The 26,208-nt window shown below is 62.2% G+C and carries 23 protein-coding genes and 1 pseudogene; 11 read left to right on the top strand and 13 right to left on the bottom strand.

Annotated elements, in window-relative coordinates:
- Positions 1–461: 461 nt before the first annotated feature.
- The 13 genes and pseudogenes from NKJ76_RS27985 to NKJ76_RS27925 form a co-directional block, all read right to left on the bottom strand.
- Positions 462–1,718, bottom strand: a complete 1,257-nt coding sequence (locus tag NKJ76_RS27985) for a type II toxin-antitoxin system HipA family toxin (RefSeq protein WP_023750061.1) — start codon at positions 1,716–1,718, stop codon at positions 462–464.
- On the bottom strand, positions 1,693–2,040 hold the full coding sequence (locus tag NKJ76_RS27980; RefSeq protein WP_156936469.1) for a helix-turn-helix domain-containing protein: 348 nt from the start codon (positions 2,038–2,040) through the stop codon (positions 1,693–1,695). Before NKJ76_RS27980 ends, NKJ76_RS27985 begins: the two co-directional genes overlap by 26 nt.
- 491 nt (positions 2,041–2,531) lie before the next feature.
- Positions 2,532–2,984: a helix-turn-helix domain-containing protein gene (locus NKJ76_RS27975; protein WP_023706400.1), complete on the bottom strand. Its 453-nt coding sequence runs from the start codon at positions 2,982–2,984 to the stop codon at positions 2,532–2,534.
- Positions 2,977–3,396: a DUF4258 domain-containing protein gene (locus NKJ76_RS27970; RefSeq protein ID WP_084013556.1), complete on the bottom strand. Its 420-nt coding sequence runs from the start codon at positions 3,394–3,396 to the stop codon at positions 2,977–2,979. The genes NKJ76_RS27975 and NKJ76_RS27970 overlap by 8 nt, the downstream gene beginning before the upstream one ends.
- Before the next feature lie 1,154 nt (positions 3,397–4,550).
- Positions 4,551–5,654, bottom strand: coding sequence for a type 2 isopentenyl-diphosphate Delta-isomerase (fni, locus tag NKJ76_RS27965; protein WP_502902358.1), 1,104 nt, complete (start codon positions 5,652–5,654; stop codon positions 4,551–4,553).
- 28 nt (positions 5,655–5,682) lie between these two features.
- On the bottom strand, positions 5,683–6,585 hold the full coding sequence (locus NKJ76_RS27960) for a terpene synthase family protein (protein WP_023750058.1): 903 nt from the start codon (positions 6,583–6,585) through the stop codon (positions 5,683–5,685).
- Positions 6,582–8,132: a hypothetical protein gene (locus tag NKJ76_RS27955; RefSeq protein ID WP_023750057.1), complete on the bottom strand. Its 1,551-nt coding sequence runs from the start codon at positions 8,130–8,132 to the stop codon at positions 6,582–6,584. Before NKJ76_RS27955 ends, NKJ76_RS27960 begins: the two co-directional genes overlap by 4 nt.
- A 146-nt stretch (positions 8,133–8,278) precedes the next feature.
- Positions 8,279–9,268, bottom strand: a complete 990-nt coding sequence (locus tag NKJ76_RS27950) for a polyprenyl synthetase family protein (protein ID WP_023750056.1) — start codon at positions 9,266–9,268, stop codon at positions 8,279–8,281.
- A gap of 146 nt (positions 9,269–9,414) precedes the next feature.
- Positions 9,415–10,758 carry a cytochrome P450 gene (locus NKJ76_RS27945; RefSeq protein WP_023750055.1) on the bottom strand — a complete coding sequence of 448 codons (1,344 nt, stop codon included), beginning with the start codon at positions 10,756–10,758 and terminating at the stop codon, positions 9,415–9,417.
- A complete protein-coding gene (locus NKJ76_RS27940; RefSeq protein ID WP_023750054.1) occupies positions 10,758–11,600 on the bottom strand; it encodes an SDR family oxidoreductase in 843 nt (280 codons plus the stop codon). Before NKJ76_RS27940 ends, NKJ76_RS27945 begins: the two co-directional genes overlap by 1 nt.
- Before the next feature lie 168 nt (positions 11,601–11,768).
- Positions 11,769–11,894: pseudogene (locus NKJ76_RS27935) on the bottom strand (ferredoxin); the annotation flags it as partial.
- A gap of 1 nt (position 11,895) precedes the next feature.
- The gene (locus tag NKJ76_RS27930; protein ID WP_023750053.1) at positions 11,896–13,185 is read right to left on the bottom strand and encodes a cytochrome P450; all 1,290 of its coding nucleotides are present in this window, start codon (positions 13,183–13,185) and stop codon (positions 11,896–11,898) included.
- Positions 13,186–13,276: 91 nt separating this feature from the next.
- The gene (locus NKJ76_RS27925) at positions 13,277–14,479 is read right to left on the bottom strand and encodes a cytochrome P450 (RefSeq protein ID WP_023750052.1); all 1,203 of its coding nucleotides are present in this window, start codon (positions 14,477–14,479) and stop codon (positions 13,277–13,279) included.
- Positions 14,480–14,674: 195 nt separating this feature from the next.
- On the opposite strand from NKJ76_RS27925, the gene NKJ76_RS27920 reads away from it, so the two are divergent.
- The 11 genes from NKJ76_RS27920 (at position 14,675) to NKJ76_RS27870 (ending at position 26,040) form a co-directional block, all read left to right on the top strand.
- Positions 14,675–14,935, top strand: a complete 261-nt coding sequence (locus NKJ76_RS27920; protein WP_156936468.1) for a hypothetical protein — start codon at positions 14,675–14,677, stop codon at positions 14,933–14,935.
- 1,164 nt (positions 14,936–16,099) lie between these two features.
- On the top strand, positions 16,100–16,633 hold the full coding sequence (locus tag NKJ76_RS27915) for a peroxiredoxin (RefSeq protein ID WP_023698264.1): 534 nt from the start codon (positions 16,100–16,102) through the stop codon (positions 16,631–16,633).
- 69 nt (positions 16,634–16,702) lie between these two features.
- Positions 16,703–18,139, top strand: a complete 1,437-nt coding sequence (gene rpoN, locus NKJ76_RS27910; RefSeq protein WP_352538856.1) for an RNA polymerase factor sigma-54 — start codon at positions 16,703–16,705, stop codon at positions 18,137–18,139.
- A 57-nt stretch (positions 18,140–18,196) separates the two neighbouring features.
- The gene (locus NKJ76_RS27905; RefSeq protein ID WP_352538855.1) at positions 18,197–19,414 is read left to right on the top strand and encodes an MFS transporter; all 1,218 of its coding nucleotides are present in this window, start codon (positions 18,197–18,199) and stop codon (positions 19,412–19,414) included.
- Between the two features lie 89 nt (positions 19,415–19,503).
- A complete protein-coding gene (locus NKJ76_RS27900; protein WP_023750049.1) occupies positions 19,504–19,737 on the top strand; it encodes a hypothetical protein in 234 nt (77 codons plus the stop codon).
- 31 nt (positions 19,738–19,768) lie between these two features.
- Positions 19,769–20,155: a type II toxin-antitoxin system RelE/ParE family toxin gene (locus NKJ76_RS27895; RefSeq protein ID WP_023750048.1), complete on the top strand. Its 387-nt coding sequence runs from the start codon at positions 19,769–19,771 to the stop codon at positions 20,153–20,155.
- Positions 20,139–20,534 carry a helix-turn-helix domain-containing protein gene (locus tag NKJ76_RS27890; RefSeq protein WP_023750047.1) on the top strand — a complete coding sequence of 132 codons (396 nt, stop codon included), beginning with the start codon at positions 20,139–20,141 and terminating at the stop codon, positions 20,532–20,534. Before NKJ76_RS27895 ends, NKJ76_RS27890 begins: the two co-directional genes overlap by 17 nt.
- Before the next feature lie 66 nt (positions 20,535–20,600).
- A complete protein-coding gene (locus tag NKJ76_RS27885; RefSeq protein ID WP_352538854.1) occupies positions 20,601–21,944 on the top strand; it encodes a hypothetical protein in 1,344 nt (447 codons plus the stop codon).
- A 91-nt stretch (positions 21,945–22,035) separates the two neighbouring features.
- Positions 22,036–22,755 (top strand): RNA polymerase sigma factor, encoded by a 720-nt coding sequence (locus tag NKJ76_RS27880; protein WP_352538853.1) that lies wholly within the window; start codon positions 22,036–22,038, stop codon positions 22,753–22,755.
- Positions 22,752–24,278, top strand: a complete 1,527-nt coding sequence (locus NKJ76_RS27875; protein ID WP_023750044.1) for a ParB N-terminal domain-containing protein — start codon at positions 22,752–22,754, stop codon at positions 24,276–24,278. Before NKJ76_RS27880 ends, NKJ76_RS27875 begins: the two co-directional genes overlap by 4 nt.
- Positions 24,268–26,040, top strand: a complete 1,773-nt coding sequence (locus NKJ76_RS27870) for a DEAD/DEAH box helicase (RefSeq protein ID WP_023750043.1) — start codon at positions 24,268–24,270, stop codon at positions 26,038–26,040. The genes NKJ76_RS27875 and NKJ76_RS27870 overlap by 11 nt, the downstream gene beginning before the upstream one ends.
- Positions 26,041–26,208: the final 168 nt, after the last annotated feature.

Raw genomic sequence — 26,208 nt, 5'->3', positions numbered from 1 at the left:
TCCTTCGTTCCATTCATCGCGGCTGCCGCGACATGAATGCCGGTCGGGCAGCTCTAGCCGCCTCGCACCTAAGGATCTCAAGACTCATGCCAATTTGCCTGATCCAACCGAAGAATAATTTCATGGTTGCTTTTCAGGGGTTTAGCTTGAGTTCCAAGAAAGGATCGTCGGAACGGCCCGTGTAGCGGACGCGACATTGGCGACACAAAGCGTCGGATCGCGATCCTCAGTCACCGCATTCGGTTGAACCGCATCGTTGTATTGAGGTGGACGAACAGCATCTCGACCCTCTGCGGGATGCTGCGAACTCTTCTGTGCCCGCGAGCTGACGTGCTTGCTCAACGCGTGTCCAAGTGGACACTCCGCCGACTTTGCGCGCGATCCTAGCATGCCACCGATCCACGGCCACTCATCCGGGGCACGGGCGAATAGTTCCGCTATATCAACCCGAGGGACTCGTTTTACTTCTCGGCGCAGGAGTTCAGTACCGTCGTCATCGCCTTCACATGTTCGTCGATCCGCTCGAGCACTTTCGCTGCGACAACGTCGCGCTCAGGCAGATGCCACCAGTACTCGTTGACGAGTTTGACCGTCTCGACCACTGCCTTCAGGACTGCTGGCTCCGGAAGCCGTGCACGGTTCGCAAATGCTTTCCATCGCGGTGCTGCTAGCGCCTTAAACGAGCGCTCTCCTCCAAGCGACAGCGCCATGGCGTCGGCGGGAATATATGGCACGGTGGACAGGAGGTCGTAGATTGGTGCAAGCGCCGGCTTGTCGCCGTTATCGGGATAGATCAAAGACCAGTTCTTCAGGTGCATGTCGCCATTGCCGGTGATGACGGTCAGTGCCAGGCGGCGGACGAATTCGAGAGCCGCCGTAGGCGAGACGGCTACGCCAAGAGCCAAGGCTATGTCGTGATAAGCAGCCCCCTCATATTTGCGCGAGGGGTAGACACCGAAGACCTGAGCGAAATCCTCGATGTGTATCCTCTCGCCCTCAGCGCCGCGATCGAAGCGTTTGACGAGAAGGACCTTGCCCTCTGACAGCGTGTTGAATTCTTCGGGAATATCCTCAAAATCGGACTTCTCGACAAGTTCGCGTTCAGGAACCTCCATGCCGATTGCTGCTGCCAGCGCCAGGTTGGCGAATTCGTTCTCGGAAACGCCCGGAAACGCCGTCGAAGGGAACTTGGCGATGTACCGGCCCTGCTCGTCGTCCATCGGCAAGGTAAGGCCGCTGCCTTTTCCAATGTTCTTCATGACCGACAGCTTCATCTGCACGCCGGCAAGCGAGAACCGTGCCTTGGGCTGATCCTTTGAAGCGTCCTGTGAAACCGCTATCGCGCCGTCACTGGGCAACGCCCGTACGGCTCCCGGCAGATCGGCGCCCAGCGCCGCTAAAAGGTCGAAATCATTGCCTGGCCGCACATTGCCTTCGTGGTGCCTTTCCATCGCCTCGCGCAATTTCTCCTCCGGCAGGAGGTTCGCGAAGAATGCGGGCAAGGCGCTTGCCAGAGGCTTCGGATCTTTCCGCAATCCTCCCGTCGCTGCCCGGAACGACAGGCTGAGAACCGGAAAGCCGCCCGTCGCGCGGTAGGCCTCATCGAAGTTGAATGCATTGAAATCGCCCGGCGTCCTGACGATTGTGCCGATTTTCGCTGCGTTCAAGAGCACGTCCAGCGACGGGATCGTCTTAGGTGCGCGAAAGACTGGAGCCATGATCGTCATCGTCAGGTTGAGAAACAAAGGCGGGTCGATCGTCATCATCATGTGGACGCAATAGAGCCTGGACAGCCGGCACCATGACTTGCGGAACCAGCATCATTTCCAGACCGAGCGCGCGAGCGATATTCATGAGGGTCGTCGCACGCGCCGCTGCGGCTCCCTTTTCGATGTCGCGATAGCGGGGACGGGATATACCCGCCAAGTCAGCAACCTGCTCCTGCGTCATGGCGGCGGCCAGCCTCGCCTTCCTGAAAAGCCCACCGATTTCGCGCAGAATTTCCGATTCAGAGTCCATAACGATACGCAGATGATTCATTCCAATGCCAAATGATACGCAGGGGTATCTTGTCCAGCGGAGCAAGTCAAAGCTTTATGATCTGTTCACGTATCAAATATGGAAATCATGATATGCAAAGATATCTTTAGCGCCTCAGAGCGAACGGCGTTCCTCGAAGAGCAGCTGCTACTGCCACCGTGCACCCGGCGTTTCTACCGACTGGGCCGGCCAGGTGCGTACGTCGCCCGAAAACGGCCAACTGCGAACATTCAGCGAAATGGCTATTTTGACCTCGGCGCAATGCGCCCGACGGTGTCCCTATGAACACGAAAGAGATGAGCGATTTCAGCTGCCGGATGCCTTATCGCGTTAAAGTGGTGACGTCCGGACAGGCCTAAAAGCTGGATGGGACGACATCGACGCGATTGGAACTAGAAGCACGAAAGCGCATGGCCGCTGATCAAGGCTGGCAAAGGCCAGGTGGTCGTCCCTCCCCCTCGTGCGGGAGGGACGACCACCCATGGCTTGGTCTAAGCGGCTGCTAGAAGCTGGTATCCGTCGTCATTGCTGTGCTGAATTTGGATCGGTTGCGGCTTCAGTGTGTGCACACTCCGACGCGACAGCTCATCCATCCCAGCTCCGGAAGCTAGATCGAGTTTTTCAATCGCCAAACGCCGGATGATTGTCTCCGCCGACCCATCGATCACAAACTCGCCCCGCTCCCATCGTCCCACTGACTGCTTGTCGTGGTGAACAAGCACAGCAAGCTCAGCTTGAGTATACCCCATTTCTGTTCTCAGAAAACGGAGCTCGTCAGGGCTAATCCCATGCTCGTGTGAGACTATGCCAAGAGCGATTACACGATGAAGTTCGTTGACAGCCGGGATGGTGATGATTTCGTCACCTTCATCGTCGTTCACGAAATCAAGACCGCTAATGAAAACGTTCTTCAGTCCGCATTCGGTGTAGTGGTGGCTATTCATCGCATTCTCCATTCAACGTACCTGCGCGGGTAGACGGCTCGTCAACCCACATAACACTGACAATTTTTAGGAAGGTGCCGGTCTTCTCAGGAATGACTATCACTCTCAGAGTGCGGCTATTGCCGTTGGGACAGAGACCTTCCATCGCATATTTTTTGTACGCGGGTCGCGTACTCTCCATCGGCTCCATGTGCACAAAGCCATTTTTGAGGACGTACAAAACGTCACCCATGATAATGTTTCGTTCGGCCATACGTTCGATCGCGTGGCGCTTATAGGAAATCGTAAGCGCTTTCGAACGCGCAATCGCGCGTATTTCGTCCGTTGCTTGCCCCTTCGGCCAATCACAACCACGGACTACAACGCCCCCATGCCCGCTTGGTTTCACCTTAGGTATATCACTATGATACATTTTAAAAGAGTCCCTTTCGCTAAAATTTGTGATTGGTAAAAAATCTCTCCACGATAAAAAGGGCGCCCTGGGAGGTAAGGGCGCCCTATTTATCACTTTTTGATGTGCGTCACGATATGCGTGTTCGGCTTGCGAACCGCAGTCGTAACAGTCGTGAACCGACCCGAGACCGCACTGCGGCCAACCGTAATCGTCTTCCTGCTCATGCTCATCACCTCCTTTCCGGAGCACGGCGCTCCTAGGGAGACGGGGTGAATCACATGGGCGTAGATATCATGATGATACTTTGTCCGTCAACGCCAGTGGGCAGAAATCGCCACACTTCGCCGCCTCCCGGTAGGGCGCATGCTTCCTAGCCGCGCCGTCGGTTCCATCAACTCCCATGTCGGGACAAATTTCCTTCAGAGCGAAGGCACCGACCATCCCTTGATGGCATTCCTGTCACAGCATCCATCGGGGATTAAGCTCAACGGCGCCGAAGACGTTCGGCTCCGGCGTATCGCAAACTCCTTGACCTGCCGGAAAGTATGGCAATCCGGGCAAATCCGGCGAAGAAGGCATACGTCACCGCCTGATGATTCACGACCGCGTTCCTTTGCAGCGCTGCCATGATCTTCTACTATCGCAGATCGACAACTGATGTCGCCGTAGAACAGGCTCTCCCAGCTCTTGTCTATCCGGACCTTACCGGCATGTCTCCCAATTCGTTCCAGCCCTCGATCATAACCGACCATTCCACCGCCATCGCTTTGTCTCAAAGCATGCTGATGAACTGCTTGAGCCTAACAACCCGTGTTTGACCCCAGAGAAGTTACGGGTCTCCTCACGGCCGACCGCGCTTGACCCAGGGGTCAATGTGGACCGCTACTCGTTCATTGCAATGGATTTGCACCATCTGCTCCTGCCGGTCTCCCGGCGCACCTTGTTCCGACCCTTTCAAGGGCTCAGCTCGGTCGGCGTTACCGATCACCCTGATCAAGTAAATCCGTCGGATACCGCTTTACTCTCGGCTGTCCGTTCGGGCATGGCGGGGTGCCTCCCTGATCACGAAGCAGCACCCGGACAAGCCCGCGACCAGCGCGATTCCCCCCGCATCCGAGACTTTCTGACTCATAAGACTAGGCGCCCGCCGCCACGGGCGCGCGACGCCGGGATCAACCGGCGGGCAGATGCGCCGAGGGCAACAAGCGCGCCTGACGCAATGCCGCCAGATCAGCCGAGCCGGTGCAGAAGCAGGCGACGGCCAACTGGCGGATGACGATCTCGAAATGCGCGACAACCGCCTCGGTGGATACGGTGGCCGCGCGCAGCACGCCGGCTGCCTGCCCCGCGATGTCCGCGCCCAGGCGGATAGCCTTGGCCACGTCGACGCCGTCGCTGACCCCGCCCGACGCGATCAGCTTCACCGCTGGCAGCGCCCGACGTACCGCCTGCACGCTGGCCGGGGTCGGGATCCCCCAATCGGCGAACGCCATCGCAACTGTACGGTCGGCGGCATCGGGGGCCCGCTCGCCCTCCACCGCGGCCCAACTGGTGCCGCCGGCGCCGGCGACATCGATCACCGCCACGCCCGCCTGAACGAGCGCACAAGCCACCGAAGCAGAGAGGCCCGACCCCACTTCCTTGGCCACGATCGGCACCCCCATGCTGCGCGCGGCGCGAGCGATCTGCGCCAGGACGCCGCGCCAGTCGCGGTCGCCCTCCGGCTGTACCGCTTCCTGCAGCGGATTGAGATGGACGATGAGTCCATCGGCCTCCAGTGCATCCACCGCCCGGCGCGCCAGGTCCAGGCCGTCGGCCTCACGCAGTTGCGCGGCGCCGATATTGGCCAGCAAGGGAATGTCTGGGGCCAGGCGGCGCAGCGCGCGCGTCAGCCCCTGGGAGTTGCGGGATTGCAGGCTCACGCGCTGCGAACCGACGCACATGGCGATTCCCAAGGCTTGCGCTGCCTCGGCTAGATGCCGGTTGATGGCCTCGGCGCGTGGCATGCCGCCGGTCATGGAGCTGATCAGCAGAGGCGCGCGCATGGTCTTGCCCAGCAGCGAGGCGCTGAGGTCGATCTGCGTCAGATCCAACTCGGGCAATGCGCAGTGTTCGAAACGGATGTACTCCCAGCCGGCGGCCTTGGCCCGTGCCGTTCGCCGATTCAGCACGATGTCCAGGTGGTCGTCCTTGCGCCGGCTCAACTTGGTGTCGCTGATGCTCGCTCCATCCGCGTCATCGGGCGACGGCGTTGCGTCGGGTCGGACCGACGGCAGCGCGCGCACGCCATCGTTTCCCCCGCGTTCAGGCCGGCGCACGCTGGCCTCCCTCCGCAGCGTCGCTGCGGTAGCGGCTGGTTGAGGTCTCGTAGTACTGCGCGCGGACTGCCGCCATGGCCTCGATCAACGGTCCCCACGGCGCGGGAAAACGTTCTTCCGCCATCACCCGGTGCAGCATGCGTGTGTGGCCGGCCAACTCGTCGGTGAGGAACTCCACCACAGGCATGGCCGGATAGCGCTGCAGCAGCAGGATCGCCGCGTTGTCGGCCTCGCCGGCCGATCTATCCTTTTCGCGTCCATGCAGATCGTTCTGCAAGCGCCCTATCGCGGAGATGAGCCGCAGGGCCTGGCGAAACGCCGGACGCGCGCGCAAGCTCGCCATGTCCAGCCCCCACAGCAACGACAGGCAACAGAACACGTTCGTGTAGGCGATCGAATCCACGCCGTTCTGCAAGTACTCGGCGTAGGACCAGCGCTCCTCCCCTGCCGCCTGCGCGTGTCCGGTGCGCAGCGCCGCGCAGTAGCACCGGGTATCCTCGAGAAGCTGGGCATAGTCGCGACGATCGTAGGCGAGCGCGGCGAGCGAGGCGCGCAGCACAGCACAGCCCTCGAATCCGGGGAGCACGCACGGCACGCCTTGCCCCAGCGCCTGCTCAACCGCGGCGATCTGCTCCGGCGCGATCAGGTCAAGGTCGTTGCAATCGTCGAGCCAGAACAGCAGCGCCAGTTCGCGATAGAACGCCACGATCAGCGTTTCGTCGAGCGGATCGCGGCCTGTGCGGGCGCTGGTGTCGCGCAGGCTCGGCTGGATGCGCTGCAGGATGTACTGGCCGCCCCTGACCGCTTCTATAGCATGCTCGTCGGCGAACCCGGTCAGGGAACGCCCCCACTCCAGCACCTGCTGCAGCGCGCGACCGGTCGGGATCATGGCCCCCCTCCTGCTCGCTCGGCCGAGACGCGCCGCCCCCAACGAAGCGCCAGCCACAACCCGGCGAGTTCGGCCACGCGCACCACCCGGGTGGGGCAATACAGTTCCTTGCCGATCCACAGCGGTGTCTGGGGCAGTGCGTGGGCTGCGTGGCGGGCGAGCATCCACTTCAGCGCACGCCCCACCGCCTGCGCGATGCGCCGGCGCCCTGCCGGCTCTTCGGTCCCGTCCATCACGTGCAACGCGAACAGCGCATAGGCGGTTTCCTCGAATGTAGACGCGCGACCGGCGCCCCAGCCGCCGTCGTCGCGCTGCGCCCGCAGCAGCCCCGCCAGCGCGCGCTCGTCGCGCCAATGGGGGTTGCCTTGCGCGAGCGCAGCGACCGCATGCGCGGTGGGATAGAGCCACGAAACGTGCCATTTTTCGTTGTCCCATAGACCGTGCGGGTTGCGATTGGCCTCGACGTAGGCGCTGGTGCCGGCGGCGGGTTTTCCCAGCATTCGCAACGCATGCAGGGCATGGATGTTGGTCGACACCGAGGCATTGCGCTCACCGGGAAAGGTGACGAAGAGCTCGCCGGTTTCGAACTGGCGCAACGCGTCAGCCGCCGGGTCGCGGCCTGCAACGCGAAGGACGCACAACGCAACGGCGGTGTCGTCCGCATCGGCCGCGAAGTGCAAGGTAGGGCCCAGACCGCGCACCCCGAGGCGGGCGTCGAGCTGCGCGATGATCACTTGCACCGCCTCGGCGAGCGCGGGATGCGCGAACAGACCGGCCAGATGCAGGCTGTACAGCGACCAGCATGGCTCGAACACATTGATTGGCCAGACGTTGGGAAGGACACCTTCGATGCCGGTGCGCGTCGCCCACGATGCCGCCTGCAGATACCCGCCCGTGCGCCCGACGTGCGGCGTTCTTCTCTGTGTCACGGCGTGCGCACGCCACGCGGCGGTGGCCGCCGGACTGATGCCGATGCTGCCGTCGTCGTCCGGGCATGCGGTGGCCGGCGACGTCCCCCAGGCTTCCCAGGAGTGCAGCAACGGATGGCCGCTCGGCAACGTCGCCACAGCCCCCAGCTTGACCAGGCGTGCTTGCCGCAACGGCAACAGCGCCGGGTGGCGCGGAAACGACAAGCCGCCCAGCAAGGATGCGGCCTCGTCGCACAACTGCGGCAGGATCAGCTCCGCGCCGATGGGCGCGTCTTCCGGCACCGCATGCGCATAGGGATCGGGCTGGCGCTCGATGAACCGGGTTGCAGCCTGGACTGCGTCGGCAGCCCCGGGAAGAGGATCGGCACGCTGCAACGCCAGCAGCGCCGCCCAGGTAGGCGCATGGCGAAACAGCGGGAAGTCCGCACTTCCCCATCCGCCATCGGCCTGTTGCTGCGCAATGAGCCACGTGTATGCGTCGTGCCGACCGGTGACTTTGCCGTCGAACTGCAGAGCTCGCGCCGTGTCGTATACGGACGGACCCACGCTGCCGCCATCGCTCATCTCGCTCAGCAGGTGGCCCAATTCGGAAAGGATCTGTTCGGACAGCGCGTTCACGCGGGATGTTCCTTCTGCAGAGGGCTAACGAGAACAGAAACGGGCAGACGCCGCGCACGTCACCGCCGACACGGACACAGTGCAGCATGCAGCGCCCGCCGGCCGATCGCACCAGCACAGGGGCGAGTCCTTACGGATGGGCCCGCTCATGCGTATGGCGCGGACAGATAGACGTTGGCCCGCTGCAGCATCTGCGCCAACCCTTCCGCACGCGGCCCCAGAGGGGCGATGGCCTCCCCGGCCTCGTGCAACAAGTACAGCGCGAACTGGCGCGCTGCCTGCAGCCCCATGATCGACGCGCAGGTCGGCTTCTGCGCGGCCGCGTCCTTGCCGGGGGTCTTGCCAAGAGTCGCGGTATCCGCCGTCGCGTCGAGAATGTCGTCGGCCACCTGCAACGCCAGGCCATAACAGGCGGTGTAGCGATCGAGCGCACAGTACAGTGCAGCGTGCGCGGCATCCTCCGCGATGGAGTATAGCGCGCCCATGCGAACCGACGCGCGCACTAGCGCTCCGGTTTTCATCCGGTGCATCGCCAGGATCCTGTCCAGCCCGGCGTGCTTTCCGACCAGCGACAGATCCATGGCCTGCCCGCCTGCGGCACCCTCGGCGGACACCGCCTGCGCCAGTTCGCGCACGAGCGCGATACGATTGTCGCCCGGCGCATCCAGGCTCGCCAGCGTCAGGAAGGCGTGGGCCTGCAGCGCATCGCCGACCAGGATCGCAGTGGCTTCGCCGAACTTTACGTGCACGGTCGGAAGGCCGCGGCGAAGCACGTCGTCGTCCATCGCGGGCAGATCGTCGTGGACCAGGGTACAGGCGTGCATCATCTCGACGGCGGCACCGACGTCGTCGAGCATGTGCGCCGGCGTGCCCGCCAGTGCGCCGGCAGCCAGACAGAGCAAGGCGCGGGTGCGCTTCCCGCCATGCAAGGTGGCGTAGCGCATGGCCGCCATCAGCTCCGTCTTACCGTCGTCTTCGGCGCAGAGCAGACGCCCCAGAGCCTGTTCGACCCGCTTTGCGCCGTCCTGCATCCAGATCTCCGGGAGCAGCCCGCCAGAGGCGCCGCGCGCCTGCGCGCCCAATCCGCCGAATGCGGAAACGCCGATTCGGTCGGGTGGAGTGGAACCGGTCTGCATGTTGTTGATGTCCTTGTAGCTGAGACGGCCACGGCGAGCGCGAGCCGTCACGGTGTTGCCGGCGTCACACGAGTGCGAGCGCTGAGTGCAGCAATGCCGCGCCTCGCCGGCGCCGCTGCCTTCCACACGGGGCATGCGATGCCAGCTCATGAGAAGCCTATGCGGATTGCCATGGACGGATGTGCGGTCGGGTAATAGCGCCGGCCTTTTTCGACGTCGCTCAGCAATTGCGGCCGCACCCCGGCCTTGTGCATGGTCAGCGCCAAGGCGATGCAGAACTGCACCATTTCCAGCCATACCAGATGGTAGCCGATGCAGACGTGTGGGCCGGTACCGAACTGCAGCATGTCCACGGGCCGGATCGGTTCTGTGCGTAGCAGCCACCGCGCCAGGCGGAACTGATCAGGCGCCTCGTGCAGCAGCGCCGAGGTCGAGAAATGCAGCAGCGGGATGCATAGGTGGGTGCCCGCGGGAATGCGCCGTTGGCCGAGTTGCAATTCCTGCAGCGCGCGACGCGGCAGGAGCGTGGTCGCCGGATGCAGGCGCAGTGTCTCGCGGAACAGCGCCTCGGCGACCGGACACTGCGCCAGGTCCGCGTGCCGGGTCGGCACCGCGCCCACGCGTTGCGCCTCCTCTACCAGGGCGTCCCACAGCACAGGCTGCCGCGCCAGCTCGATCACGATCCAGGCCATCGTCGAGGCAGTGGTGTCGTGACCGGCAAGCAGCAGCAAGCGAATATTGGCGATCAGGACGTCATCGGAGAGCGGACCGTCGCTGCGGTCGAAGGCGCTCACCATGTCGTTGATCAGCCCGGTGCGCGCGGCATGCGCGCGCGCATCGCGGACGAACTGGCGCAACTGCGCGTCGATCCAGTCGCGAGCGGCACGGCCGCGCCGCAAGGGCAGTCCGGGCAGGTCGACTGGTGGCGCGACGATCAACTGCAGCAATTGCCGGTACTTGCGATGCCATCCCGGCAGATCCTGCGCGGGGATTCCCATGAGGCTGAAGATGAGCTTCAGCATCAGGTCGCCGGTCTCGCGCAGGATAGTTACCTCGCCGCGGGCGCGCCACGCCTGCACCCGCGCCTGGATGACCGGCGCGAACAGGTCGCCGATCCCGGCCTGGGTCAGCCCCTTGGGCAAGAACGCTGCCTTGATGGCATCGCGCGCCTGCCGGTGCGCGCCGCCGTCCAGGGCAACCAACGTTCCGCCAAGCAATTCGGGCGCGATCTCTTCGATCAGCGCCGAGGACACGTCCTTGTGCTTGAGCAGAGAGAATGCGTCCGGATCCACACAGGTCATCAGATGTCCGGCAGGGCCGAAATCCAGCCAGAAGTGGCTGCCCAGCGTCCGTTCTGCGCGTTGCAGCAGGCGCGGCAGGTCGCAGACAATGGCGGGAAGATGCCCGACCAGCGGGAAAGCGCCGGGCATGACCGGGATGTCGGATCGCAGCCGGTGCCGACGGTTGAGTGGGTTGAGCAGTATGTCCATCAGCAGCGCGCCGCCGTCGCCGATTCGGTGTCGCCGACAGGGCGCGCGGCGCAGCTGTTGCCGCCGTCGGCGTATGTCGGCACATGCGCCAGCATGCCGCCATCGATGCACACGACCTGGCCGGTGATGAACGCAGCATCGGCGGAGAGCAGGAACGCCACGAGTGCGGCCACGTCCTCGGGGCGGCCGACGCGCTGCAGGAGCTGGTGCCGGCGCAGATGCCGTTGCATGCACTCGTCCAGCTTGGCGAGGAGACGCTCGGTCATGATAAGACCCGGCGCAACCGCGTTGCAGCGGATCTGCGCATGACCGTACTGGGTGGCGAGCGAAGCCGAGAGCATGTTCATCGCCGCCTTCGACGCGCCGTAGGACGTCTGCGCCGTGTCACCGCTGAGCCCTTGGCACGACGACATGTTGACGATCGCGCCACCGCCGCGGGCGATCATCCGTGGGATGGCCTGCCGGCAGCAGAGCAGCGTTCCGCGCAGATTGGTCGCCATGGTCTGGTCCCAGACTGCCAGGTCCAGGTCGAGGATCGCGCAGTCGCGCTGGGTCAGATGCATGGCGCTCGCATTGTTAACCAGCAGGTCGACCCCCCCGAAGTGCCGCTCCGCCGTCTCGAACAGCGCTGCCACCGCCTGCTCATCGGCGATATCCATGGCTATGGGCAGCGCGTGGCCTGCTTCGGCCGCGATCTGCGCGGTGCAGGCGATGGCCGCCGAGCCATCAATGTCGGCCACCACCACTCTGCCGCCCCCGCGCGCGATGGCGAGAGCGCATGCCTTGCCGATGCCGGCGCCGGCGCCGGTCACCACGGCCACCTTGCCTTCAAACCTTGCCATCGTGTCTCCTGAATTGCATTGGTCTTTCGCAGCATGCCGCTCGGCCTGCGCCGGAGAAGGCGCAGGGTCGGCACTGGCGCGCTCGTCATGGCTAGCGTCGCTTTCGATGACCCGAATGGCGGCGACCGGGCACTGGTTGGCCGCAAGCCGCACGGCGGCGTGCAGCGCCTGCGGGACCGTCGCCACGCACACTTCGGCCACCCCGTCCGGTTCGCGCTGGCGAAAGGCGCCCGGCAGCGTCAGCACGCACTGCCCGGTAGTTCCGCACAGATCCTGATCGACCACGACCCGCATCTCAGCCCTCCTGCCGATGCAGCCGCACCGGCAGCGCGCGGAACGTCCTAAGGAACGCGGAGGGCTCCCGGGTCGGCTGCTCGGCCAATGCCAGCGTGGGGAAGCGCGCCTGGATCCGCGGCAGGCTCTCGGCCAACTGCACCCGGGCCAGTTGCGCACCAAGGCAGAAGTGGATGCCGTGGCCGAAGGTGAGCATGATCTTCCCGTCGATCGACATGCCAGGACTGGTGCCGCAGAACCGCACGGGATCGAAGCTCTCGGGATCGGCGAAGGCGTCCGGGTCGCGATTGCCGGCCGCGATCAGAACGCGCACGTCCGCGTTCTTCGGGATCACCACGCCGCCCAGTTCGATGTCGCGCTGGGCGATACGCGGAATGGAGCTGAACATGGCGGGCGCGTCGTAGCGCAGGGCTTCTTCGACGAATGCCTTTACTCCCATGGCATCACCTTTCAGCCAGTGCCGCTGTTCGGGATACGCCAGCATCGCCAGGACAGCATGGCCGATGGCCGCAGCAGTGGTGGCGAAGCCGCCCAGCAGCATGCCCCAGAGCATGCTGATCAATTCCGCATCCGACAGCGTCTCGGCATCGTCGTCGTGTGCGCCGACCAGCATTGACACGATGTCGTGGCGGGAATCGGTGCGCTTGCGCTGTATGAGGTCGCCGAAGTAGGCCTGCACCCTGGCGCTGGCCTCGTCCCCCGCGGCGAGCTGCGGATCGCTGGCGAGCGGGCTCAGGCCTTCCAGAATGGCGCTGATGCCGGTGACGAGCGCGAGAATGTCGTCCGGGGGCATGCCGAACAGTTCGCCGAAAACCAGCATGGGCAAGGCCAGCGCGAATTCCTGATGCAGGTCCACTGCCTCCCCGCGCTCCAGTGCGGGCGCCATGCCATCCAGGCGCGCTGCGACAATGCGAGCGATGGTCGGCCTCAGCTTGTCGATCTGGCCGATGGTGAAATCGCGCGAGATCAGCCGGCGCAGACGCGTATGCGTTGGAGGTTCCTTCATCGCCAAAGTGGTCGCCAGCAGACTTAGCGACAGGCTGGTCGCCGCACGCGGGAAATAGCGCGCCAGTTCACCTGGCGCCGGCCCCCGAAAAGCATCGCCAGTGGCTTTAAGCGCCCAGTAGATGTCGGCGTGGCGGCTCAACAGAAAGAGACCCGACGCCGCGCGATGTACCGGATCGTGCTCGCGTAGCCACCGCATGAATGGGTACGGGTCCTGAATGCACGCTGGCGACGCCAGTTCGGCGAAGGCGTCCCGGCATGCTGCCGTGGTTTCTTGCACGTCCATCTTGGTCACCTGTTGGTTGGCTGATCTGATCGGCGCGCGGCAGTCGCGCGGGCAATTCGAGGACATCGCGATTCCTCGTGGCGTCCGCGCATCACCAGAGCACCGGGAACTCCACGAACCCGCCAGTGATGATCTCCTTGCGCAACTCCAGTTCTTCGGGCGCCACCGCCAGGCGCAGCGCGGGAAAGCGCTGGAAGATCGAACCGAACACCGCTTTGAGTTCCAGCCTGGCCAGCGCCAAGCCGATGCAGCTGTGCGGCCCGTAGGAGAACGCCAGGTGCGGGTTTTCGTCACGTCCGACATCGAAGATTTCCGGGTCGTCGAAATGGCGCGGATCGAAGGACGTCGCCGGCAAGCCGACCAGCACCTTGCTCTCCGCGGAAACATGCACGCCCGCGATGGTCACGTCGGTCCTGGGATAGCGCATGATGCCGTCCCAGCCCGCGCCCGGCGGGTACATGCGCAGGATTTCCTCCACCGCCTTGTCCACCAGGGATGGATCGCCCACCAGGCGTGCGCGCTGTTGCGGATGGCGGAACATGGCCAGCAGGCCGAATTCGATCTGTGCCACGGTGCTCTCGTGCCCCGCCACCAGCATGCCCGCCGCCAGGCCGATCGCCTCTTCCTCGGTCGCCTTGCCCTGGTCCACCGCCGCGAGCAGATCCGTCAGCACGTTGTCGCCCGGATCCTGGCGCTTGTCCCGCATCTTGCCGCGAATGTAGGTGCGGAGTTCTTCCCAGGCCAAGCGCGACGCGCTTCGCGGGCCGCTTTCATGCTGGTGCGTCATCACCTCGTCGGACAGCCCGGCGAAAAAGGCGTGATCCTCGTAGAGCACGCCCATCAGCGCGCCAATGACCATGGCAGGAAGCGGAAAGGAGAGGTGGCGCCGCAGATCGGCGGGCTGGGCCTGGGCCGCCAGCGTCTCAAACAACTGCGCGGCGATCGCCTCGACCTGCTGCGCGAGCTGCTTCACCCTGCCGTTGCTGAAGGCCGGCGCCACGATCGTGCGTAGCCGCGTATGCTCGCCCCCCTCGTGCGAGACCAGCCATCCTGGCGAACCGAGAATCACCGAATCCGGGGTGAATGCGGCCGGCGGCATTCCCGCGGGCCGGAACGCCGCGTCGGTCAACACCGCCTTGGCCTCGTCATAGCCTGTCACCCACCAGCCTTCGTGCCCGGACGGGAAGCGCACGCGGTGGATCGGACCGTTGGCGCGTAGCGCCAACATCTCGGGGGATGGCTCAATGTGATCGACGCGCCACATCGGCAGCGTCGCCAAGGGTTGTTCGGACATGGTGGCACTTCACTCTATAGCGAGGGCGGAAGGTGACCGGCGGGCGCTGCGGCATCGAAGACCTAAGACGGCATATAGATGACGTCGTCCGAAGGCAGACCGATTATCAAGAACGGCTAACGCGTAACTGTCTAGGCACATCGCGCGGCGATATGCAGAACGTTATCCTGCACCTTCGAGGTCAGGATAAGGTCGGTGTGGTGGGCCTTTGAGCCGCCGCCAGCCAAGATTTCCTGCGCAAGGGTCGACAAGAGCGGCGAGCTGTTGGGTAAGGGCGGTTTCGCCCAGGACCCCATGCCCATAGACGCTATCCGACGCGGATTTGACATTTTGCTTTTCTTTCTTCGTTCCATTCGTGCCATCCACGAAATGAAAGTCGGTCGGCGGCTCCCGGCCCGCAACGAAGCGACTTCAAAACTCGTGCCAATTTGGCCAACCGAAGAAAAAAATCTGTGATGCTTTTAGGGGCTTAGCCTGACACGCCAGAGAAGAGCTAGGCGAAATAGGCCGGTGTCGCGGGCCACAAAGGCGACGGAACAGTGTCCGACAGAACGCCTCGGCGACCTTTAGGTCGGGCTTGCGACATTCTGGTCCAGTTTCGAACATAAGAGGGCGGCGAACAGACACGATTGGGGAATTCGATCCTCACGGGGCCAAGGCGCTTGCCCAAGAGCGCCCGCTCATGGTCGCTGCGACAGGCGCATGTTCGCGATAGCCGTGCCGGCGCACCAATGAACGCTAGCGCCACACGTTACGCAATGACTGGAGTGCCCTCCAGGCTCAGGTAATGCATCGGCTCGGCTTCCGGTTCGTCTTTGCCCAGCCGGGGCTGAAGCGCCGAATATCCGCACCATACAGCATCGTTGTTGCCTGTGTGACGAGGCGGTTATAGCGCGCGCCCGATCTTCTAAGACACGGCCTCCTCTATTCCAAATGGCACGCCGCTTGCTGCTCCTGGTTAGAGCACCATCAAATCACGATGAAAGCGACTTGCACCATGCCCGACACGCGAAGCTCCAGACCGTGGCCTGAGGAGACGGTGCCCCTTGCAGCTGAACATCGGGGCATCGTCTCCTCCGGAAGTCCGTTCTGGATGGCCGCTTTGCGCATGGCTGGTCCGATGCCGGCACGCCAACACGGGCAGCGCGCGCAAATGCGGTTTGCCGGTTCTGTTCAGCATGTGAGTGCCGAAAAGCCTTGTCAAATGGTCACCCAAGCCAAGGCCGGCGGGTCACTGCCACATATCCACAACACGCTGAACCAGTCCAGTGACTCGGAGTCCTGTGACGCGGGTGTGTTGCATGAAGACATTTCAGGCCCCCATATGCTTGCGATATTGGCTCCTTCCGGCCGCTATCCTTTTCGAAACGCACGATCGCTAGTGACCGATCCCGCTTCCGGCGCCATAGCCGTGGAAAGCACCGGCTCGACGGTGTCCAGATCGCTCAGATCGATTGCGTTCGGGTGGCCAAGACACCGCCAAGACGTTCCCATGGTCGGGAGGGAAAAAGGAGGTTGCGAGCCGCGAGGCCCTCATTCCGTGCCGGGCATACGAGCCTTTGCCCGGTATTGCGCCAGCCTCTGCCAGAATTCAGCGCAGTCTTCTTTAGGAGCAACTTGATGACAGTTCAAAAGAAAGTTCCCTTCGTCACCTTTCTCACGCGTGTTCACGATAAGTCGGTCGAGGGGCCAAATCCATATCGCTGGGAAGAAAAGACATCTGACGACTACTTTGCCGGCAAGCGGGTCATCCTGTTCTCGCTGCCTGGCGCCTTCACGCCGACCTGCTCGACCTACCAATTGCCCAAGTTCGAAGAGCTCTATGATGAGTTTGAGAAGGAGGGAATTGACGCGATTTACTGCCTCTCAGTCAACGACGCCTTCGTCATGAATGCGTGGGGGAAGTCCTTGGGCCTGAAGCAGGTCGAGCTCATCCCCGATGGCTCAGGCGAGTTCACACGCAAGATGGGCATGCTGGTTGCCAAGGACAATCTCGGATTCGGGATGCGCTCATGGCGCTACGCCGCCCTGATCAACAATGGTGTGGTGGAGCACTGGTTCGAGGAGGAAGGTTTCTCCGACAATTGCGAGGCCGACCCGTATGGCGTCTCATCCCCGCAAAACGTTCTCGAAACGCTGAAAGCCGCCGCATGACCTAGAAAACGTCTCACTGGCGCCATTGCAAGCCCAAAGAGGCTCCTCGACAGGATTATCGCACTTACCATGCAATCTTCAGCAAGCCTGTTTCAGCGCCAGAAGCAATCCATCGTCGCATCGCCTCAACTCATTGAGTCGATTCGCTTGCTGCAACTGGCGCATACCGAACTGCATCAGTTCGTGGAGCGGGAAATCGAGAAGAACCCGCTGTTGGAATCTGCGTCAAACGATGGCGGGCCTTTTGACGATGCTTCGATTTCGGGAGCGGATCAGCCTCTCGGCCCTGGTGCAAACGCCGTTGAAGGGCTGACCGGGACAGGGTCGCCTGAACGGCTCGGGCAATGGAAATCACTTCGCAACACGACCAACAACCCGCCGGGCAATGGCCCTTCCCTCGACGAGTTTGCCACCCTCGCCGAAACATTGCACGACCATGTCGCTCGTCAGATCGCCCTCACTGCGTTCACACCACAGGAGCGGCTGATCGCTGGCCAGCTTGCCGCCGATCTGGAAGACACTGGCTATCTTCGGGCAAACCTTTTGGAGCTGGCCGAGAGCCTAAATGTCCATGAGGCTGTTGTGGAACGGGTTCTCGGAACCTTGCAGCAATTTGATCCACCGGGAGTTTTTGCGCGAAGTCTCAGAGAATGTCTCGAGATTCAGTTGCGCCAGCGAAACCGGCTCGACCCGGCAATGGCAGCTTTGGTTGCCCATCTTGAAATGCTAGCGCGACGCGATTTTGAGGCACTAAAGCAGCATTGCGGCGTCGATGAAGAAGACCTTCTCGACATGATGCATGAGATTCGGGCGCTCGATCCCAAGCCTGGTAACAGATTCGAATCCGGTGCGTCTGAATCAATTATACCCGACGTCTGGGTCACGCCATCGCCGCAAGGCGGGTGGCAGATCGAACTTGATCCCGCCACGCTGCCGAAGCTGCTGATCAACCAAACCTACTATGCCGAAGTCACGCGTCAAACTGCCCAAAATTCGAAAGATCAAGCATTTCTCGACGAATGCTTGCAAAACGCGAACTGGCTAATCCGCAGCCTCGATCAGCGCGCCAAGACGATTGTTAAGGTTGCGGCTGAAATCGTGCGTCAGCAGGATGCCTTTTTAGAACATGGCGTCGCCCACCTGCGGCCTCTCAATCTTAGAACCGTCGCTGACGCGATCGGCGTGCACGAGTCGACGGTAAGCCGGGTGACCTCGAACAAGTACATGCTTACCCCGCGCGGAGTTTTTGAACTGAAGTATTTTTTCACCGTCGCGATCGCGTCCTGCCAAGGCGGCGATGCGCACTCCGCCGAAGCTGTCCGGCATCGGATCAAAGCGATCATTGCCGCAGAATCTCCCGGCGACGTGCTTTCCGACGAGGACATCGCTGTCCGGCTGAAGGAAACCGGCATTGATGTTGCGCGCCGCACCGTCACAAAGTATCGCGAAGCAATGAACATCCCCTCCTCCGTGCAACGCCGCCGGGAAATGCGCTTTTGTTTTTAGATTTGGGTCAAGGCAGCCAACATCACGTTGCATTGCATCAAAGTGGAGACTTCGTTCATGACCCGATCCGCAGCAGGCGTCATGAACGCTGTTCTGCACGACCCAGAAAAGCCCGTCCCACCGTCTGGTCCCGCATGGGGTGCCGTCATTTCGCTTTCCTTGGGCACCTTCGGGCTGGTCACGGCAGAGTTTCTGCCTGTCAGCCTGCTCACGCCCCTCGCGCATGATCTCGGTATCAGCGAGGGAGCGGCTGGACAGGCGATGACGGCGACAGCTATCGTCGGGGCGATCTCGGCGCCGACGGTGGCCATCATCACAAAGCGCCTGGACCGAAGGACCGTCATGTGGACCATGACGCTGCTGCTGATCCTGTCGGACGTTCTGGCGGCCGGCGCGTGGTCGCTGGCGGTTCTCCTGATTGCACGCGTCGTGCTCGGCATAGCGCTCGGAGGCTTCTGGTCCATGTCGGCAGCACTGGCGATGCGGCTCGTTCCAAGCCACCTCCTGCCGCGCGCTATGTCGATCATCCTCACCGGCGTTTCCGTAGCTACCGTCTGCGCAGCTCCAATCGGCGCTTATGTCGGCGATATCTGGGGATGGCGAAGCGCCTTCATGCTCGCCGCAGCCGGCGGCGTCGCTACACTGCTCGTGCAGCTCATAACCATTCCGAGACTGCCTCCCATTGGAGTGACTAGCGTCCGCAGCCTGCTGGATGTGGCAAAGATTCCAATGGTCAAGGTTGCGCTTTTTGTCATCCTGCTGGTCGCTTCCGGCCACTTCGCCGGAATCACCTATATCCGCGCCTTCCTCGAAAAGATCCCCGCGCTTGACGTCGAGACGATCTCGCTTGTGTTGCTTGCTTTTGGCATCGGCGGATTCTTCGGCAATTTGGCCGGCGGGCTTCTGGCCGAGTACAGTCTCAAGGCAGTCGCGGCCCTTGCACCGCTGCTCATAGGGATAGCGGCTGTTTCGCTACTGACGGCGGGAGCATCGGCCTTCGCCTCGGCGATTGCGGTTGGCGCGTGGGGCTTTGCCTTCGGCGCGGTGCCGGTGGGATTACAGACGTGGATGGTGCGGCGGGCCGTTCCCGAGCAGGCCGAAAGCGCCGGTGTGCTGATGGTCGTAGCATTCCAAGTGGCAATCGCAGCCGGCGCGATTTTCGGCGGGCTATTGGTGGAGAATGCGGGGATCACCAGCGCCATTGCCTACAGTGCTGTTGCCACGTTCGTCGCTGCCCTCATAGTTTTCCTGCTCGGCCCGAAACGCGGAACCTAGACCGCCTGACTGTAGAGATCTCAGCAGCGCAGCGGGACGAGAGGTCCAATCGCATGCACGGCGCGGCGCGATCCTCCCCACCATTACGTATGGACCAGCGCAAGCGCCTCGCCGGAACGCTTGCTGGCGGTCATATCCTTCACGACAAGCCGGGATTCTGGGCAAGCGACAGCTACGCGCCGGCCATGCCCGTCAGAACGGCGGTGACGATGCCGCTCGATAGCCCAGGCAGGTCGCGAATTGCCAGTCGTGTCAACGGCGGCCGGATTATCCTCGACCCCGCGCACCTTGTTTCGGCCGCAGACTATCGTTTGGCAGCTTGATGATGTTGACCAGATAGCCTTGGAGCTATATATGACTTGGGAAGTCGTTTTTGGCGATGAGTTCGATGGGGAGTTCGAGGCGTTGCCCCAGACAGTCCAAGATGAGCTATTGGCCTCGGCTAAGCTGCTCGGTGTGTTCGGGCCCCAGCTGGGGCGACCGCATGCGGATACCTTGAATGCCTCGTCCTTCGCGAACATGAAAGAACTTCGCTTCGACGCTGATGATGGTGTCTGGCGGGTTGCGTTCGCATTCGACCGGAAGCGGAAGGCTATCCTGCTCGTCGCCGGCGATAAGTCAGGCGTGAGTGAGAAGCGCTTCTATAAAAGTCTGATCGCCAAGGCGGACAAGCGCTATCAGGGTATCTCGAGCGTTTGGCGGCGGCGAAGAAGGAGAAGAAGTGATGGGACGCAAGCTTGACGACCTAATCGCTGCGCTCCCCGAGGATCGTCGGGAGCGGGTCGACGCGCGTTTCGAAGAGTTAAGGGGAGAAGTCGAGAGTCTCGGTGAGTTGCGGCGTGCGGCTGGAAAGGCCCAAGCCGAAATCGCTTCGGTCCTCAAGATCAAGCAGCCTTCGGTCTCGAAGATCGAGAAACAAGCCGACATGTACTTGTCTACTCTTAAAAGCTATGTCGAGGCGATCGGGGGGCAACTCGACCTCGTCGTTCGCCTTCCCTCGCGCGCGCCCCTCCGTATAGAGCGGCTCGGCGACGTCGTGGCTCCCAAAGGCGTCTCCGTGCGTAGCGTTAAAAGAGCGGCAGGTGGACGTAATCGCACAAAGGCCGCACGCGCCGGCTGACCTCATTCTGTTTCGGCTAAAGACTACCGATGGGGCGAGATGGTCTCGTCGATGCAGGGAGTAGGTATGAGCAACGTCCTAGTTAAGCCAAAGACCGATCTACCCGCCGTCACACTGCCCGACGTGACCCCTCTCTCCTCGCCCATGCTAGCCCAACTTACCGCCGCGTTGGGAGTCCCCCGCAATGTGCTCGCCGAGGACGACCAGATTGCCCATGCGTGGTCCCAGCTCCCACGCCTGATCAAGAAGATCCCTCCGCACCTGCGCGATGAGCGGATCGTCAAAATGTGTGTCGCCGTCGCCAGCGGTCTGTTCGACGCAGCCATCAACTATGTCTGGAACGCGGCCGTGGTGGAACTGCGAGACAAGGTGCGACGGTTCGGCATCAACGTCGTCCCTCAGATCCTCGACGACAAATCCTTCGACGAGGACACGCTCCTCGACCTCAAGGACGCCGAGCTGCTCGACCTCTGCCGTAAGCTCAACCTGATCGGTGACGACGACTTCTTCTTCCTCGACCAGTGCAGGGCCACACGCAACAGTTTCTCTATCGCACACCCAGCTGCGGGGACGGTCGACGAAGACGAGTTCCTGAGCTTCCTAAGCCGCTGCCAGAAGCATGCGCTCTCGAGCGCCCACAACCCTAAGGGGGTGGATACAAAGTCCCTGCTCGCCGCGCTGAAAGCAACGAAGTTCAAGAAGGATCAACGACATGAATGGGAACGCCGTATCCAGGAAACATTCGAGGCCCAGCGCGAGCTGATCTTCGTCATGTTACACGGCATCTACTGTGACCCAGCGTCGGGAGAGGAAGCCCGCCTGAACGCCATCGCAATCTGCGAATCATTTAGTAACGACCTTAGCCCTCGCACCAGGTCGGCGCTGGTGGATCGACACCAGGACTATAAGGCAAAAGGCGACGAAGCCCGTCAGAAGGCTTCGCTGCAGTTCTTCGAGACACTAGGCCAATTGTCGCTGCTGAGCGAAGCCGAGGTCCACAGTATCTTCACATCAGCGAGTAGGAAGCTCTTAAGTGTGCACAATGGCTGGGATAACTTCCACAACGAGCCGCCCTTCGCCGATCGGCTCCTCAAGCTGTCGCGGAAGAACCGCGTTCCGGAAACAGCGCAGGCCACCTTTGTGGAGGCAGTCGTGACGGCAGCGACTGGCAACTCATACGGCGTCTCGAACGCAGCGACGCCTTCCTACAATGAGATGGTCAAGTCGTTCTCGCCAAACGAGGTCAAGCTGATGCTGGATCTACCGAAGGCCTCAACCCTCGTCGCAAGTCGCATCAACTCGAACAGCGGCTGCGAGAAGCGGTTCCGCGCGCTCGTCGCTCTCGTTGATGCAAAGACGGTTCCCACGGCCTCGAAGAGCCTTTACGCAAAATGGGTTCCTAAGCCTTGATTCGCTGCGTTCCCGCTGACCCTGTTTCGCCCCTAGACTACTGTATGTAGGTGACTGGCAACCCGCTGGTTCGCAAAAGGGGACGGCGAGGTTGAACGAGGAAGAACCCCCGGGATCAGATCCCGTCACCAAGGCATCGGCCTTCTTATCCAAAGCCCAGAAGGCAGCCGGGGCGAAGGACGCACTAGGCATGGTCGAGGCGCTGCATGCGAGTGGCTACCTCGCCGGTCTGAAGCGTATGCTTCAGTCCAAATGGTCCAAACTGCCAGCGGCCGATGTCGACGATAGCGTCGCCGAGGCGGTCGAAGGCGCGTATTCCGCTGTCTCGACAGGACGCAGGGTCGGCAGCATAGGTGCCTGGCTCTGGAAGGCGGCTGACAACATCGCGAACGATCGATGGAACCGCGGCCACCTCGATATGCGTGAGATCGATGACGCGTCGGACTGCGCCGGCGAGGTCGAACTGTCCCCCGACGAGCGACGCGAGGCCGACGATCTTGCTGAATACCGCCGGACCGAAGCAGTGCGATTCGCACGCCAACTGCTCAGCGCGGTCGGTCACGGTCAGGTTCGGGACGTGATGGAACTCGTCATCGAGGCTGTCGAGGCAGGCGAACCCGACCTCTCTGCTGAAGTTGTGGCTGACACACTCGGCATCGGCCGGGACGCCGCGCGCGCGCTCATGTCGCGCGGGCTCGACCGCCTCAAGACCGCCGCTCGAACCCATGGGATCGAACTGCCCGGAGAAATCCCGTCCGACTTGGGCGCCAACGACAACGCCGAGAATATCGAAGAGGAAACCTACCAATGAATGACCTCTCCAATGAGTTCCGCGACCTCATCGCTGCAGCAGAGCGCGTCTCTGCCGACATGGGGAACATCGTCCGCGACGTATTGCAGGCTGGCCTCGATCAGCCTCTCGACCGAGACGAGGCTCGCACCCTGCTTGGTCGCGTGCTCACGGTGATGCGCGAACGCGCCGAGGCGCGCGAGGATCGTGTGGTTACAGCACAGATGACGGCGGATATTGACACGCTCATTGACCGCGTCGAGGCAGTGCGTGTCGCACTCCGCCCTCAGAGCCCAGCCGACCAGCCAAGCGTACAGCTTGTCGGGTATAACGGAGTCCAACCGCGACCCATCCGCCCCACGCCTGTGTTCCACGAACGGAGCGTCCCGGTATGGGAGGGCTTCGTCCGCACGCGTGACATCAATCTTTGGGGTGAGAACCAACGTATCGATATCCACCTGAACCAATTCTTCCAAGTCCATGGTCGGACGCCGGAGGCAGACGAGCTGTTGGCGATCATGCTCGGGAAGATGAGTCTGCCAGGGCTCGCTGAGGACGACCAGTTCGAGATTGAAGTGCTGGCACGCAGCATTGCGGCAAACGGCGTCCGCAAACCGCCCATAATCGACCGGGAAGGCAACCTCCTGGACGGCAACCGTCGGATCACGGCTTGTTACTTCATTTTGAACAGCAACGACTTCGACGCTGTCCAGAAGCGACGCGCCGAGTGGGTCCAGGTATGGCAGCTGACAGAACACGCAACCGAGGACGACCGCGAGGCAGTCATCGTGTCGCTCAATTTCGAGCCAGATCACAAGCAGGACTGGCCTCAGTACGTGAAGGCGCGGAAGGTCTACGAACACTGGCAGGCCCTCCTCGCGTTAGAAGGACGCGCCAATCCAGCGCCGGCACGGCAGAAGGATATCCGCCGGGAGATCGCTCGCAAGTTCGCGATCGCCACGGACGAGGTCAGCCGTTATGTCGGGATGATTGAACTCGCATCGGAGTTCGAGGACTACCATGTCACGGAGGGAAAGAAGGACAAATACACCGTCAAGCATAAGGCAGAGAAGTACTTTCAGTACTTCGATGAGCTCGGGAAAGGTCGCCGTAATGGCGTGCTCGCAGCCTTGAACGACGATGAGAGCTTCAAGAGCCTCGTCTACGACCTGCTGTACGACGACAAGTTTAAGAACTGGAACCAGATCCGCGAACTACGCGCCGTCTCCTTAGATGATGAGGCTATGGCGTGTTTCCGTGAAGCCGGAGAGCGCAACCGGAAGGAGGGGCAACAACTAATCGATACGGGGATCGCGCTCTCGAAAGCAAATCGAGAGGTCGAGCGTACGGTCGGAGCCAACAAGCGCGTAGAGGTCTTCACGAAATGGCTCGAGAACGCGCCGGTCAAGATTTTTCGGCCAGGCCCTCCCGATGCGCTCTCCCAGGAGAACCTTCACCGCCTGTATCGAGCACTAAAGCTTGTTGAGAGCTACGTCGTGCCTTCCGATGCGTCGACCTCGAGCGAAGCCCACCATGCGGCATGAACAGTGGGTTGGTCAGACCGCCGCCGATGTACGTGTCGGCGACGGGCTCGATGGTCTGTACTTAACCGGGAGAGACTCCCGAGACGCGTTAGGCCTGTTAGCCACTGTTAAGGCCGCGCTTGGTGGAGGCAACTCGGTGCGGCGCTCTGCGAACGGAGTATTCGTGCCGCACCAGCTTGCCGGTGAACTCGAGCGGACTGACGATCTTATCCTGCGGTGGACTCCGGAGGCACGCCGCTTCGTTGAGAACAGGCGTCGTGCCTCCGAGGTCTTCGACGTAGCGGTGCGTCACGTCCAACGGCTCAAGGCTGAGGGGTCGGGCGCGGCCCGGGCTGAGGTCGAGGACAGCGCGGGTCTCGCCGTTCTCGACGCGCATCAGGTGCTTAATGTCGCGGCCATGACGATCAAGGAGGGGTTCGGGCTCTGCGTTTTCGACGAGCAGGGCGCGGGCAAGACAGTCACCCTTATCTACGCGTTCGACCTTCTGGCCGCGAGGAATGAGGCTGATCGCGTCTTGATCATTGCGCCCAAGAGCATGGTGCCCGAGTGGCCGAAGGACTTCGGGCGGTTTAGGCCAGACCTCTACCGCATAGCAGTGGTCTCAGGGTCTGCACGCGAGAAGCGTCGTGTGTTGCAGGAGGACCCCGAGGTACTGGTCACTAACTTCGAAACTGCCCTGAGCATGGAGGGAGAACTCTCCGCACTGCTCCGCAGCCGTCCAGGCCGGACGGTTCTCGCAGTCGACGAGTCGTTCTTTATCAAGTCCATGGACGCGCGGCGAACCCGCGCCATCCGGCGACTCAGGGAGTGGTGTGGTCGCGCTTACGTGCTGTGCGGGACGCCCGCGCCGAATGCTCCACAGGACCTTGTCCAGCAGTTCAGTCTGGTCGACTTCGGCCTTGCCTTCGATGGTGTCGAAGTCCCTACTGATCGAGCGGAGGCGGCTCCCGTCGTGCAGTCCGTCATCGACAAGCGTGGCCTCTACACTAGACACCTGAAGGCGGAGGTCTTGCCCGATCTCCCAGCGAAAAGCTTTCAGCGCATCTTCGTCCCGCTCGCTCGGCAGCAGCGACGCCTCTACGAGCATACCCTTAACGAGTTGGTCTCCGATATCGAGCAGACCGACGAGAAGGAGTTCGGGCGTCGATACGCCAACTTCCTCGCCCGCAGATCTGCGCTCCTCCAGCTGTGCTCGAACCCCTCTGCGATCGATCCCTCATACAGCGAGACGCCCGCGAAGCTCGAAGCGCTAGACGCCGTGGTCAGCCGGTTGATGTCTGCGAACGAAAAGGTGCTGGTGTGGTCGTTCTATACGCAGTCGATCACAGCCATTGTCGAGCGCTATAAGGCGCATGGAGCCATGCGCTACGACGGGCAGGTTACCGACATCGACACGCGTAGAGAGACGGTCCGCCGCTTCCAGGAGGACAACGAGTCGATGATCTTGGTGGCCAACCCAGCGGCTGCGGGTGCCGGCCTCACGCTACACCGTGCAAGATTTGCAGTGTACGAATCGCTGTCCAACCAAGCCGCGCACTACCTGCAGAGTCTCGACCGCATCCATCGGCGCGGCCAGCAGCGGGACGTTGAGTATCTCATCTTGCTCTGCGACAAGACCCTCGAGATCCAGGAGTATGAGCGGCTCGTGACCAAGGAACTGGCCGCACAGTCGCTCCTCGGAGACGTGGTCACCCCTCCGCCCACCCGGGATACTTTCTTGGAAGAGGCTCGAGCTGCCGCTGACCTCCTGATGAAGGATTGATGATGCGTGTGCCAAGCCACCAGCACGACGCGCTGCGACTGACGGACACGCAGCCTTGAAGAAGTTTCTGCATTCGGCTGGCTCGGTGGCAGATATCGCCGAGAGCTTGGCAGAGTGCGTCGAAGGTTCTGGCCGCTTTCTTTCGCAGCCGCGCCTTGAGTTTTGAGT

The organism is Mesorhizobium sp. M0029, from assembly GCF_040323735.1.
In the GTDB taxonomy this organism is placed as follows: Bacteria; Pseudomonadota; Alphaproteobacteria; order Rhizobiales; family Rhizobiaceae; genus Mesorhizobium.
This window is presented reverse-complemented; position numbering and strand designations above follow the sequence as displayed.